The following is a 13,185-nucleotide window of genomic DNA, read 5'->3' as shown; positions in this document are numbered from 1 at the left end:
TCACATGACCCAATCGAGGTATACCCCCATGATGAAAGGTGGCATGGCCGGCCTGATGAAGCAGGCCCAGCAGATGCAGGAAAAGATGCAGAAGATGCAGGAAGAGCTGGCCAACGCCGAAGTTACCGGCCAGTCCGGTGGCGGCCTGGTGAGCGTGGTGATGACCGGTCGTCACGACGTCAAGCGTGTCAGCATCGACCAGAGCCTGATGTCGACTGATGAAGACGACAAGGAAGTGCTGGAAGACCTGATCGCAGCGGCGCTGAACGACGCCGTGCGCAAGGTCGAGCAGAACAGCCAGGACAAGATGGGCAGCATGACCGCCGGCATGCAACTGCCGCCGGGCTTCAAGATGCCGTTCTAAGGGCATTTGCGTTACCGAAAACCGCCGCTGATGTTCAGCGGCGGTTTTTTTGTGCGCGCAAGCCTTACGATGTGCGCATGGCTGATTTGACGCCACCGCCCCCGCTGGGTATAAACCGCCTCTTATTGATTTGTCAGGCCTTTCCCATGAGCTTCAGCCCCCTCATCCGCCAACTGATCGACGGCCTGCGCATCCTGCCAGGTGTCGGCCAGAAAACCGCCCAGCGCATGGCCCTGCAACTGCTCGAGCGTGACCGCAGTGGCGGCCTGCGCCTGGCCCAGGCCTTGACCCAGGCCATGGAAGGGGTTGGGCATTGCCGCCAGTGCCGCACCCTGACCGAGCAGGAACTGTGCCCGCAATGCGCCGACACGCGCCGTGACGACACCCAGTTGTGCGTGGTCGAGGGGCCGACCGATGTATATGCGGTGGAGCAGACCGGTTACCGTGGCCGGTACTTCGTGCTCAAGGGCCACTTGTCACCACTGGACGGGCTGGGGCCGGAGGCGATCGGGATTCCGCAGCTGATGGCGCGGATCGAGGAGCAGGGCACCTTCACCGAGGTGATCCTGGCGACCAACCCGACGGTGGAAGGGGAGGCGACGGCGCATTACATTGCCCAGTTGCTGAGCGAGAAGGGGCTGGTGGCGTCGCGGATCGCCCATGGTGTGCCGCTGGGGGGCGAGCTGGAGTTAGTCGACGGCGGCACTTTGGCCCATGCGTTTGCAGGGCGTCGGCCGATTTCGCTCTGATTCAGAATTGTAGGGGCCGCAAAGCAGCCCCAAAACCCAACTCAGTATTCGCTAAGAGAAAACTCGGTCAGGCAGAACGTCGGTACCCCGGCCGCCTGCAGTCGGCGCGACCCGTCCAGCTCCGGCAGATCGATGATCGCCGCCGCCTCGAACACCTGCGCCCCGGTTCGACGCACCAGGTTGGCCGCTGCCAGCAGCGTACCGCCAGTAGCAATCAAGTCATCGAAGATCAACACCGAATCCCCTTCGCACAGGCTGTCGGCATGCACTTCCAGGAAGGCTTCGCCGTACTCGGTCTGGTAACCTTCGCTCAGCACGTCAGCCGGCAGCTTGCCCTGCTTGCGGAACAGGATCAGTGGCTTGTTCAGCTGGTGGGCGATGATCGAGCCAATCAGAAAGCCCCGCGCATCCATGGCGCCGATGTGGCTGAACTCGGCTTCGACATAGCGCTCGATGAACTGGTCGGCCACATAGCGCAGCCCGCGCGGTGACTGGAACAGCGGGGTGATATCGCGGAAGATCACGCCCGGTTTGGGGAAGTCCACTACCGGGCGGATCAAGGCTTTGAGGTCGAAGGCGTCGCTGTGCATTGTTGCGGGTATCCTGGGAAAACGAATGGCCAAGTATACCCGCTAAACGCCGGCCTCAGGCCTCCATTGCACCACCGGCCAGCGCGCATAGCTGGATCGGGTCGAGAATGTGCACTTCCTTGCCTTCGGCACGAATCAGGCCATTCTGCTGGAAGCGGGTGAAGACCCGCGACACGGTTTCCACCGCCAGGCCCAGGTAGTTGCCGATTTCGTTGCGCGACATGCTCAGGCGGAACTGGTTGGCCGAATAGCCTCGGGCGCGGAAGCGCGCCGAAAGGTTGACCAGGAAGGTGGCAATACGCTCGTCGGCGGTTTTTTTCGACAGCAGCAGCATCATTTGCTGATCGTCGCGGATTTCCCGGCTCATTACTCGCATCAGCTGGCGGCGTAGCTGCGGCAGCTGCACCGACAGTTCGTCAAGGCGCTCGAACGGGATCTCGCACACCGAAGTGGTTTCCTGGGCCTGGGCCGACACCGGATAAGCCTCGGTGTCCATGCCCGACAGGCCGACCAGCTCGCTGGGCAGGTGGAAGCCGGTGATCTGCTCTTCGCCGCTGTCGCTGAGGCTGAAGGTTTTCAGGGCGCCGGAACGCACTGCGTAGACCGAGCCGAAATTGTCACCCTGGCGGAACAGGAACTCGCCTTTTTTCAGCGGTCGCCCACGCTTGACGATTTCGTCCAGTGCATCCATGTCTTCCAGGTTAAGTGACAGGGGCAGGCACAGGGGGGCCAGGCTGCAGTCCTTGCAATGGGCCTGGTTGTGTGGGCGCAGTTTGACTGGCTCGGACATTTTCATTCGATCCTTGTGGGAAAGCACACATAAGACGTAAGGGTAACTCACGGCGTAGGTTGTAGGCCAGCGTGCGCTGTTGTGGTGCGAGCTGGACTGGCCCCGGCGGGTGCGCCGGGGCCTTCGCTGTGACCCATGGTGTGCCTGGCAAGGAAACTTGTCCATGCGGTTGAATGACCCGGTATCAGATCACCCGCGAAAAGCGCTGGCGGTTGTGCATTGCCAGGTAGACGTCGAATACCATGCACACCGAGCGCGCCAGCAGGCGGCCGGCCGGCAGGATGCGGATACCTTTGTCGTCCAGGCGGATCAGGCCGTCGCGCTGCAAGGTCAGCAGTTCTGGCCAGAGGTCATTGAAGTAGCCACGAAAATCGATGCTGAAGGCCTGTTCGATCGGCTCGAAATCCAGCTCGAAATGGCAGATCAGCTGCTGGATCACCGCCCGGCGTATGCGATCGTCGTGGTTGCACAGCAGACCGCGCTGGGTCGCCAGCTGGGCGTTGGACAGGCTGTCCTGGTAGCTGTTGAGGTCGCTGCTGTTCTGGCAGTACAAGTCGCCGATCTGGCTGATGGCCGACACGCCCAGGCCGATCAGGTCGCAGTGCCCATGGGTGGTGTAGCCCTGGAAGTTGCGCTGCAGGGTGCCTTCTTCCTGGGCGATGGCCAGCTCGTCGTCGGGCAGGGCGAAGTGGTCCATGCCGATGTAGCGGTAGCCAGCTGCGGTCAGCTGGTCGATGGTGGCGTGCAGCATCTCCAGTTTGGCGGCCGCACTGGGCAGGTCGCTGCTGTCGATACGCCGTTGCGGCATGAAGCGCTCGGGCAGGTGGGCATAGTTGAACACCGACAGGCGGTCGGGTTGCAGGCGGATCACTTCTTCGACGGTGCGGGCAAAGCCTTCCGGGGTTTGCTTGGGCAGGCCGTAGATCAGGTCGAGGTTGATCGAGCGGAACTGCAGGGTGCGCGCGGCTTCGATCAGGGTTCGGGTCTGTTCCAGGCTCTGCAGGCGGTTGACCGCGCGCTGTACGGTCGGGTCGAGGTCCTGCACGCCCAGGCTGACCCGGTTGAAGCCCAGCTCTCGGAGCAGGCCCATGGTCGACCAGTCGGCTTCGCGCGGGTCGATCTCGATGCCATAGTCGCCGGAGTCGTCGTCCAGCAGGTGGAAGTGCTGGCGCAGGGTGGCCATCAGCTGGCGCAACTCCACATGGCTGAGGAAGGTCGGTGTGCCGCCGCCGAAATGCAGCTGTTCAACACGTTGTTTGGAGTCGAGGTGGCAGGCGATCAGCTGGATTTCCTGCTCCAGGCGCTTCAGGTAGGGCGCGGCACGGCCGCGATCCTTCGTGATGACCTTGTTGCAGGCGCAGTAGTAGCAGATGTTGGCGCAGAACGGCACGTGCACGTACAGCGACAGCGGGCGCACGGCCCGACGGCTCTCGCGCAGGGCGTGCAGCAGGTCGAACGAGCCCACTTCGCTGTGCAGTTGCACGGCGGTCGGGTAGGAGGTGTAGCGTGGCCCGGCCAGGTCGTAGCGGCGGATCAGGTCGGTATCCCAACGAATGTCGTCGAGCATGAGGGCGGTCCCCGGAAAGAGCAGCAGTGCCCCGGAGTCTATGGCCGTCTGTAGGAATCTGTGTTGATTTGTATCAAGGGCATCAGGGCTGCTCTGCGAGCCTTCGCAGGGTATACGCATGGCCCTGTGGGAGCGGGCATGCCCGCGAAGGGCCGCAGAGCGGCCCCATCAATGCCCCATCAACCAGTGCTGATGCGGCCCGGGCAGGGTCCAGATGCCAAAAAGCATCACCAGCACACCGCCAGCCACCCGCACACTGCGGCATCTCAACAAAATGTTTACCCGCTCCGCGGCTAATCCGGTAGCCAGCAACACCGGCCATGTCCCCACCCCGAACGCCAGCATCAGCGCCGCGCTGTACCCGGCATTACCCTGGCTGGCCGCCCACAGCAAGGTGCTGTACACCAACCCGCAGGGCAACCACCCCCACAGCGCCCCCAGCAGCAATGCGCGGGGCAGGCTGGACACCGGCAGCAAGCGTGAAGCCACTGGCTGGATATACCGCCACAGCCCCCGGCCCAGCGCCTCGATGCGGGTCAGCCCGCTCCACCAGCCGGCCAGGTATAGCCCCATGGCGATCAACAGCAGCGCCGCCACCACCCGCAGTGCCAGCGCCGCCGGGCTGCTGGCCACGGCCCAGCCGGCCAGGCCCAGCAGCAGGCCGGCACAGGCATAACTGAGAATGCGCCCCAGGTTGTACGCCAGCAGCAGGCGCAAGCGCCGGCCACGTTGTTCGGGTGGTATGGCCAGGGTCAGCGCACCCATCAGGCCGCCGCACATGCCCAGGCAGTGGCCGCCGCCGAGCAGGCCGAGGATCATCGCAGAGCCCAGCAGGGGCAGCAGGTCAGGCACGGGGTGGGGGTTCCTTGTCAGTATCGGCCTGGCTGTCGTCAGGCTTCACCGCCGCCTGGTGGCGCGGGTCCTGGTCGTCGAACAGGATGCTGTGGGCAGGGCTTTCCAGATCGTCGTACTGGCCGCTGTCCACTGCCCAGAAGAAGATGTACACGGCCACGCCGACCAGCAGCAGCGCCGCGGGAATCATGACATAGAGGGCGGGCATGGCGACTTCCTCCCGGGCAGGGGCGCATGGTTCGCTGGCAAGCCCGATGCCAGAGGCAGGCGGGTCAGGCGCAGGGCGTTGAGTACCACGATCAGCGAACTGACCGACATGCCGATGGCTGCCCAAACCGGGGTGATCCAGCCAAGTGCGGCGAACGGCAACATCAGGCCATTATACAGGGTCGCCCACAGCAGGTTCTCGAGGATGTTGCGGTGGGTGCGGCGGGCCAGTGCGAAGGCCTGTACCAGCGCCTGCAGGCGGTTGGACAGCAGCACGGCGTCGGCACTGGTCTTGGCCAGGTCGGTGGCGCTGCCCATGGCGATGCTGATGTCGGCGGCGGCCAGCACCGGCACGTCGTTGACCCCGTCGCCCAGCATCAGCACCTTGCGCCCGGCCGCCTGCAGCGCCTTCAGCCGGTCCAGTTTGTCGTCCGGGCGCAGGCCACCGATGGCCTGGTCGATACCCAGTTGCGCGGCCACTTCGGCAACCATCGGCGAGCTGTCGCCCGACAGCAGCAGCGTGCGCCAGCCACGGGCCTTGCAGGCTGCCAGCAGTGCAGGGGCGTCGTCGCGCAGGCGGTCGTCCAGGCCGAACCAGGCCAGCGGGCCCTGGCCGTCGCCCAGCAGCAGCCACTGGCCGCGTGGCTCCGGCACGCCGGGGACTTCCGCGCCGCTCAGGGCACAGACGAAGGTGGCCTGGCCTATGCGCAGGTGCTGGCCTTCGACCAGCCCTTCCAGGCCCAGGCCCGGTACGGTCTGCACATCGTCAGCAGGCGTGGCGGTGCGGCCGAAGGCGCGGGCGATGGGGTGTTCGGAGCGGTTCTCCAGTGCCGCAGCCAAGGCCAGGCAGCGGTCGGCGGGCAGGCTGCCGAGCGGGCGGATGCTGCGCAAGGTCAGGCGGCCTTCGGTCAGCGTGCCGGTCTTGTCGAAAATCACCGTGTCGATCTGGTTCAGGCCTTCCAGCACATGGCCACGGGTTACCAGCAGGCCGAGCTTGTGCAAGGTGCCGGTGGCTGCAGTCAGCGCCGTTGGCGTAGCCAGGGACAGCGCGCAAGGGCAGGTCGCTACCAGCATGGCCAATACGATCCAGAACGCCCGCGCCGGGTCCAGGTACCACCACCACAGGCCGATGGCCGCGGCGGCCAGCAGCGAGAACAGCAGGAACCACTGCGAGGCGCGGTCGGCGATTTCGGCCAGGCGCGGTTTTTCGGTCTGGGCGCGTTCCAGCAGGCGGACGATGGCCGACAACCGCGAGTCGTGGCCGAGGGCTTCGACTTGCACGTTCAGGGTGCTTTCAACATTCAGGGTGCCGCCGGTAACCCGCTCGCCGACCTGCCGCGGTTGCGGCAGGTATTCACCGGTCAGCAGCGATTCATCGATGCTGGAGCGGCCTTCGACGATGCGCCCGTCGGCGGGTATTACCGCGCCTGGAAGCACCTGTACCGTGTCACCACACTGCAGTTCGCTGAGCAGGATGCGTTCGCTGTGGCCGACGGCGTCCAGGCGCAGGCACGAGGCCGGCAGCAGGTTGACCAGCTGCGCCGTGGCCGCGGCGGTGCGTTCGCGGGCACGGCGCTCCAGGTAGCGGCCGGTGAGCAGGAACAGCGCGAACATGCCCACGGTGTCGAAATACAGCTCGCCGCTGCCGGTGATGGCGGTCCAGATACCGGCGCCGAAGGCCAGGCCAATGGCCAGCGACACCGAAACGTCCATGGTCAGGTGGCGGGTGCGCAGGTCGCGTGCCGCGCCCTTGAAGAAGGGTGCGCAGCTGTAGAATACAATGGGGATTGTCAGAAACAGCGCCACCCAGCGCAGGATGGTGTGCAGTTCGGGTGACAGGTCGATGTTGAATTCCGGCCAGGTAGCCATGGTTGCCATCATCGCCTGGAACCACAGCAGCCCTGCCACGCCCAGGCGGCGCAGGGCGCTGCGGTTTTCCCGGGCCAGTTGCTCGGCGGCCTGGTCGGGCTGATAGGGGTGGGCGGCGTAGCCGATCTGGCGCAGCTCGGCGAGCAGGCGCGAGAGCGGCAGTTGCTTGTCGTCCCAGTTCAGCAGCAGGCGGTGGTTGGACAGGTTCAGGCGCGCTTCGGCGACGCCGGGCAGGTTGCGCAGGTGCTTTTCGATCAGCCAGCCGCAGGCGGCGCAGCTGATGCCTTCGAGCAACAGGGTGGTTTCGGCCAGTTCGCCCTGGTGACGGACGAAGGTCTGTTGCACGTCGCTGCGGTCATACAGGGCTAGTTCGTCCTGTAGCTGCCTGGGCAGGGCCTCGGGGTTGGCACTGTTGTCGCTACGGTGCTGGTAGTAGTGCTCGAGGCCGCCGGCGACGATCGACTCGGCCACCGCCTGGCAGCCGGGGCAGCAGAACTGCCGAGGCTGGCCGAGGACCACGGCGGTGAAGCGGCTGCCGGCGGGGACGGGCAGGGCGCAGTGGTAGCAGGGGTTGGGCTGGGTCATAAGGCAAGCACTGCTCAGGCACATAGGAAACCCTGTGGGAGCGGGCATGCCCGCGAAAGCGTCAGGCCTGAAAACACCTTTGCCTGAGCTGTCGCATTCGCGGGCATGCCCGCTCCCACAGGGGTTTGCGGTGTCGCTACTGCTGGTGCTCGGCACCTTGCAAAGCTTCGTCACCCAACTGCAAGGTCACACCGTGCTCGACCTTCTCTTCCTCGAACAAGCGCCATACCTGGCCACCTTCACTACCCAGCAATTCAACGAAACGACGCCCGTCAACCTTGTCCTCCAACTGCCCCACATAGCACCCGGCCTCGACCCGGCTCAGCAGCACCTTGCGGTCTTTCTCCGGCTGGGTGGGCGAAATCAGGTTCAGTTCCAGGCTCTGCGGGTCGCTGTTGCCGGCCAGGCGCACATCGACTTCGCCGGTCAGCTCATCCAGATGCACGCCGGCCTTCAGGCCCAGCGTCTGTGCCAGCAGTTCACGGTCCAGCGAGCGGTTGATGCCCTTGCCAGCCTCGTAGTAGTTGTCGTTCACCAGGTTGTCCGGGTTGTTGCACGGCGATGCTGACCATGGTCAGGCTCAGGCACACCGAGGTGGCGAGGATGCCGATGATGATCCAGGGCCAGAGGTGCTTGTACCAAGGGCTGGCGGCGGTGGCAGGCATTGTGGGTTATCTCTCTTAGCGGATCTGTGGGCCGATAAAGCGGCTCTTGGCTTCAACCTGGGCGTCGCTGTCATCGGCGCTCTTGAGGATGAAGGTGATTTCGTTGGTGGTCGACGGCAGTTTCTCGGGCGCGATCGACAATTGCACCGGCAGGCTGACGATATCGCCAGCGTCCACGCGGATCTCGCGCTGGCCCTCAAGCTTCAGGTCCGGCAGGCCGGTGGCGTCCAGCACGTAGACGTGGTCACGCTGGTCCTTGTTCATCACCTTCAGGCTGTACACGTTCTCGATCCGGCCCTGGGCGTTCTCGCGGTACAGCACGCGGTCCTTGCTGACGTCGAAGCCGACCAGTGAACGGGTAGCGAAGGCGGTGGCCAGACCGACCATCATCACCAGCAGCACCACGGCATAGCCGATCAGGCGCGGGCGCAGCAGGTGGGTCTTCTGCCCGGACAGGTTGTGCTCGGTGGTGTAGCTGATCAGCCCTTTGGGGTAGTTCATCTTGTCCATGATGTTGTCACAGGCGTCGATGCACGCGGCGCAGCCGATACACTCGATCTGCAGGCCGTCACGGATGTCGATGCCGGTGGGGCAGACCTGCACGCACATGGTGCAGTCGATGCAGTCGCCCAGGCCTGCGGCCTTGTAGTCCATGTCCTTTTTACGCGGGCCGCGGGTTTCGCCACGACGCGGGTCGTAGGAAACGATCAGCGTGTCCTTGTCGAACATCACGCTCTGGAAGCGCGCGTAGGGGCACATGTACACGCATACCTGCTCGCGCAGCCAACCGGCGTTGCCGTAGGTGGCGAGGGTGAAGAAGCCGACCCAGAAGTAGGCCCAGCCGTCGGCTTGGCCTGTGAAGAATTCGGTGGCCAGTTCGCGGATCGGCGAGAAATAGCCGACGAAGGTCATGCCGGTGACGAAACCGATAAGTAGCCACAGGCTGTGCTTGGCGAACTTGCGCAGGAACTTGTTGCCGCTCATGGGAGCTTTGTCGAGCTTCATGCGCTGGTTGCGGTCGCCTTCGGTGATTTTTTCGCACCACATGAAAATCCATGTCCACACACTTTGCGGACAGGTGTAGCCACACCACACCCGGCCGGCGAACACGGTGATGAAGAACAGGCCGAAGGCAGCAACGATGAGGATGCCTGAAAGCAGAATGAAGTCTTGCGGCCAGATGGTGGCGCCGAAGATGTAGAACTTGCGCTCGGGCAGGTTCCACCACACGGCCTGGTGGCCGCCCCAGTTCAGCCACACGGTGCCGAAATACAGCAGGAACAGCACCGCCCCGCCGACCATGCGCAAGCGTCGGAACAGGCCGGTGAAGGCGCGTGTGTAGATCTTTTCCCGGGAGGCGTAGAGATCGACGGAATCCTTCCCTTTGTTGGCAGGCGGGGTGACGTCATGTACCGGAATTTGCTTGCTCATCATCAAGTCCCACGGCAGTGGAGAAACGCCGCAGCCAGTGCGTGCCGGCCGCAGTCTCGCGCAATCTGCTAGCGCTCTGCGGCCCATGATACGCCGCTGATGGCAGTATGGGGTCGCGCTGCGACCTTTAGTCGCGTTGGGTTCGTGGCGTGAATCGTGTTATGGCGGGTGTCAATTGATCCAGGTCATGGGGCCTGCAACAAATGCAAGGCTGTACCGGCCTCTTCGCGGGCAAGCCCGCGAAGAGGCCGGGCCTGCTTACTCGGCCTTGGCCGGCTCAGCCTGCTGCGACAGGCTGTACACATATGCAGCCAGCAAGTGCACCTTGTCATTCCCCTGCAGCTGTTCCTGGGCCGGCATCTGCCCCTGGCGACCATAACGAATGGTCTGCTGCAACTGGGCAAAGCTCGAACCGTAGATGAATGCCTGCGGGTGGGTCAGGTTCGGCGCGCCCATGGCTGGCGTACCCTTGCCCTCAGGTCCGTGGCAGGCCACGCAGTTGGCGGCAAAGATCTTCTGCCCGTTCTCGGCATCGGCCTTCGCGCCTTCCGGCAGCGTACGGCCATCCAGCTTGCTGACCACGAACGCCGCCACGTCAGCCACACCCTGATCACCGATCACCTCGGCCCAGGCCGGCATCACGCCGTGGCGGCCGCCCATGATGGTGGTCTTGATAGTGTCCGGCTCGCCACCCCAGCGCCAGTCGTTGTCGGTCAGGTTGGGGAAGCCGAAGGCACCCTTGGCGTCGGAGCCGTGGCACACCGAGCAGTTCGAGGCGAACAGCCGCGCGCCCATTTTCAGTGCCTGCGGGTCCTTGGCCACTTCTTCGATAGGCATGGCGGCGAACTTGGCGAAGATCGGCCCGAAGCGGGCGTCGGCCTTGGCCATTTCCTTTTCCCACTCATGCACACCGGTCCAGCCCGGTTGGCCGTTGGAGAACTCGGTCTGCTTGTCGTTTATCCAGGTACGCGTAGCCCGGCAGGACGCCTTTCCAGTTGCCCAGGCCCGGGTACAGCACCAGGTAGCCGAGGGCGAAGACGATGGTGCCGACGAACAGCCAGAACCACCACTTCGGCAGCGGGTTGTCGTACTCCTCGATGCCATCGAAGGCATGCCCGACGGTTTCGTCGGTGACCTCTTCGCGCTGGCCCTTGCGGGTCGACAGCAGCAGCCAGGTCAACGAGAAGATGGTGCCCAGGGTCAGGACGGTAACGTACAGACTCCAGAAGGTTGTCATTGTTTTTTGCTCCCAGAAGCTTTTTCGTGCTCTTGCTCGACGTGGCGGCAGGCTGCGGGGTCATCCGCGAAAGGCAGTTGGGTCGCTTCGTCGAAGTCCTTCTTGCGCCGTGGGTTGAACACCCACAGCGCCAGGCCCACGAAGGCCACCATCACCACGACGGTGCCCAGGCCGCGAATCATCCCGATATCCATCAGCGTCACCGTTTGCTCTTGATGATGGTGCCAAGACCCTGCAGGTACGCGACGATGGCGTCCATTTCGGTCTTGCCCTTGACCGCGTCGCGGGCCCCGGCGATGTCGGCGTCGGTGTACGGCACGCCGAGGGTGCGCAGCACTTCCATCTTCTTCGCGGTGTCCTGGCCGTCGAGCTTGTGCTCGACCAGCCACGGGTACGACGGCATCTTCGATTCCGGTACCACGTTGCGCGGGTTGTACAGGTGCGCACGGTGCCAGTCATCGGAGTAGCGGCCACCAACCCGGGCCAGGTCCGGCCCGGTGCGCTTGGAGCCCCACAGGAACGGGTGGTCCCACACGCTCTCGCCGGCCACCGAGTAATGGCCGTAGCGTTCGGTTTCGGCACGGAACGGGCGGATCATCTGCGAGTGGCAGCCCACGCAGCCTTCGCGGATGTAGATATCGCGGCCTTCCAGTTCCAGCGCGGTGCGCGGCTTCATGCCCTCCACGGGCTTGTTGGTGACGTCCTGGAAAAACAGCGGGACGATCTGGGTCAGGCCACCGACGCTCACGGCGATGACCATGAAGAAGGCCAGCAGGCCTATGTTCTTCTCGACGGCTTCATGCTTCATCAGTGCGCTCCCACGACGACGATCTTGGCGGCTTCCTCGGCCTGTGCCGGGTTGGCGGCACGTACGGTACGGAACACGTTGTAGGCCATCAGCAGCATGCCGCTGGCGAAGAACGCACCGCCCAGGGCGCGGACGATATAGCCAGGGTGGCTGGCCTGCAGGGCTTCGACGAAGGAGTAGGTGAGGGTGCCGTCATCGTTGATGGCGCGCCACATCAGGCCCTGGGTGATGCCGTTTACCCACATCGAGGCGATGTACAGCACGGTACCGATGGTGGCCAGCCAGAAGTGCGCGTTGATCAGGCCGACGCTGTGCATCTGCTCGCGGCCATACAGGCGCGGGATCATGTGGTACACGGCGCCGATCGAAATCATCGCCACCCAGCCGAGGGCACCGGCGTGGACGTGGCCGATGGTCCAGTCGGTGTAGTGCGACAGCGAGTTCACGGTCTTGATCGCCATCATCGGGCCTTCGAAGGTGGACATGCCGTAGAACGCCAGCGACACCACCAGGAAGCGCAGGATCGGGTCTGTGCGCAGTTTGTGCCAGGCACCGGAGAGGGTCATCATGCCGTTGATCATGCCGCCCCAGCTGGGTGCCAGCAGGATGATCGACATCACCATGCCCAGCGACTGTGCCCAGTCGGGCAGGGCGGTGTAGTGCAGGTGGTGCGGGCCGGCCCAGATGTACAGAGTGATCAGTGCCCAGAAGTGCACGATCGACAGGCGATACGAGTAGATCGGGCGCTCGGCCTGCTTGGGTACGAAGTAGTACATCATCCCCAGGAAGCCGGTAGTGAGGAAGAAGCCCACGGCGTTGTGGCCGTACCACCACTGGATCATCGCGTCGGTGGCGCCGGAGTAGGCCGAGTACGACTTGAACAGGCTTACCGGCAGGGAGATGTGGTTGACGATGTGCAGCATCGCGGTAACCACGATGAAGGCGCCGTAGAACCAGTTGCCGACATAGATGTGCTTGGTCTTGCGCTTGACGATGGTGCCGAAGAACACCAGCCCGTAGGTGACCCAGACGATGGCCAGCAGGATCGCCAGCGGCCACTCGAGCTCGGCGTATTCCTTGGTGGTGGTGTAGCCCATCGGCAGGGTGATCAGCGCGCCGACGATTACCGCCTGCCAACCCCAGAAGGTGAAGGCGGCCATGCTGTCGGAGATCAGCCGGGTCTGGCAGGTGCGCTGCACCACGTAGTAGCTGGTGCCGAACAGCGCACAGCCCCCGAAGGCGAAGATCACCAGGTTGGTGTGCAGCGGACGCAGGCGGCCGAAGCTGGTCCAGGGCAGGTCCAGGTTCAGTTGCGGCCATACCAGCTGCGAGGCGATGAAGACGCCGAGGCCCATGCCAAGGATCCCCCAGACCACCGTCATGATGGCGAACTGGCGGACGACCTTATAGTTATAAGCAGTCGGACTGATTGCTGTGCTCATTGCTAAGGTTCCACGGTTTTGATGTTCTT

At 64.0% G+C, this 13,185-nt stretch carries 12 protein-coding genes and 2 pseudogenes; 2 read left to right on the top strand and 12 right to left on the bottom strand.

Features of this window, described 5'->3' with window-relative positions; genetic code table 11:
- Positions 1–28: 28 nt before the first annotated feature.
- On the top strand, positions 29–364 hold the full coding sequence (locus tag QIY50_02525; protein WGV23143.1) for a YbaB/EbfC family nucleoid-associated protein: 336 nt from the start codon (positions 29–31) through the stop codon (positions 362–364).
- Between the two features lie 146 nt (positions 365–510).
- Positions 511–1,113, top strand: coding sequence for a recombination mediator RecR (gene recR, locus QIY50_02520; protein WGV21179.1), 603 nt, complete (start codon positions 511–513; stop codon positions 1,111–1,113).
- Between the two features lie 41 nt (positions 1,114–1,154).
- On the opposite strand, the gene QIY50_02515 is transcribed toward recR, so the two are convergent.
- The 12 genes and pseudogenes from QIY50_02515 to ccoN form a co-directional block, all read right to left on the bottom strand.
- Positions 1,155–1,703 (bottom strand): adenine phosphoribosyltransferase, encoded by a 549-nt coding sequence (locus QIY50_02515; protein WGV21178.1) that lies wholly within the window; start codon positions 1,701–1,703, stop codon positions 1,155–1,157.
- A 55-nt stretch (positions 1,704–1,758) separates the two neighbouring features.
- Positions 1,759–2,493, bottom strand: coding sequence for a Crp/Fnr family transcriptional regulator FnrA (gene fnrA / locus QIY50_02510; protein ID WGV21177.1), 735 nt, complete (start codon positions 2,491–2,493; stop codon positions 1,759–1,761).
- A 184-nt stretch (positions 2,494–2,677) separates the two neighbouring features.
- A complete protein-coding gene (gene hemN / locus QIY50_02505) occupies positions 2,678–4,060 on the bottom strand; it encodes an oxygen-independent coproporphyrinogen III oxidase (protein WGV21176.1) in 1,383 nt (460 codons plus the stop codon).
- A gap of 168 nt (positions 4,061–4,228) precedes the next feature.
- Positions 4,229–4,912 (bottom strand): sulfite exporter TauE/SafE family protein, encoded by a 684-nt coding sequence (locus QIY50_02500; protein WGV21175.1) that lies wholly within the window; start codon positions 4,910–4,912, stop codon positions 4,229–4,231.
- Positions 4,905–5,120 (bottom strand): cbb3-type cytochrome oxidase assembly protein CcoS, encoded by a 216-nt coding sequence (gene ccoS / locus QIY50_02495; GenBank protein WGV21174.1) that lies wholly within the window; start codon positions 5,118–5,120, stop codon positions 4,905–4,907. Before ccoS ends, QIY50_02500 begins: the two co-directional genes overlap by 8 nt.
- On the bottom strand, positions 5,099–7,573 hold the full coding sequence (locus QIY50_02490; protein ID WGV21173.1) for a heavy metal translocating P-type ATPase: 2,475 nt from the start codon (positions 7,571–7,573) through the stop codon (positions 5,099–5,101). Before QIY50_02490 ends, ccoS begins: the two co-directional genes overlap by 22 nt.
- A 136-nt stretch (positions 7,574–7,709) precedes the next feature.
- A pseudogene (locus QIY50_02485) lies at positions 7,710–8,238 on the bottom strand (FixH family protein).
- Positions 8,239–8,253: 15 nt separating this feature from the next.
- Entirely contained in the window at positions 8,254–9,669 is a 1,416-nt protein-coding gene (gene ccoG / locus QIY50_02480; protein ID WGV21172.1) for a cytochrome c oxidase accessory protein CcoG, read from the bottom strand.
- Between the two features lie 258 nt (positions 9,670–9,927).
- A pseudogene (ccoP, locus tag QIY50_02475) lies at positions 9,928–10,906 on the bottom strand (cytochrome-c oxidase, cbb3-type subunit III).
- Positions 10,903–11,100 (bottom strand): cbb3-type cytochrome c oxidase subunit 3, encoded by a 198-nt coding sequence (locus QIY50_02470; GenBank protein WGV23142.1) that lies wholly within the window; start codon positions 11,098–11,100, stop codon positions 10,903–10,905. The pseudogene ccoP and the gene QIY50_02470 overlap by 4 nt, the downstream one beginning before the upstream one ends.
- Positions 11,101–11,105: 5 nt before the next feature.
- Entirely contained in the window at positions 11,106–11,714 is a 609-nt protein-coding gene (gene ccoO / locus QIY50_02465; protein ID WGV21171.1) for a cytochrome-c oxidase, cbb3-type subunit II, read from the bottom strand.
- Positions 11,714–13,156, bottom strand: a complete 1,443-nt coding sequence (ccoN, locus tag QIY50_02460; protein WGV21170.1) for a cytochrome-c oxidase, cbb3-type subunit I — start codon at positions 13,154–13,156, stop codon at positions 11,714–11,716. The genes ccoO and ccoN overlap by 1 nt, the downstream gene beginning before the upstream one ends.
- Between the last annotated feature and the right edge of the window lie 29 nt (positions 13,157–13,185).

Origin of the sequence: Pseudomonas putida (genome assembly GCA_029953615.1) — a bacterium.
GTDB lineage: Bacteria > Pseudomonadota > Gammaproteobacteria > Pseudomonadales > Pseudomonadaceae > Aquipseudomonas.
This window is presented reverse-complemented; position numbering and strand designations above follow the sequence as displayed.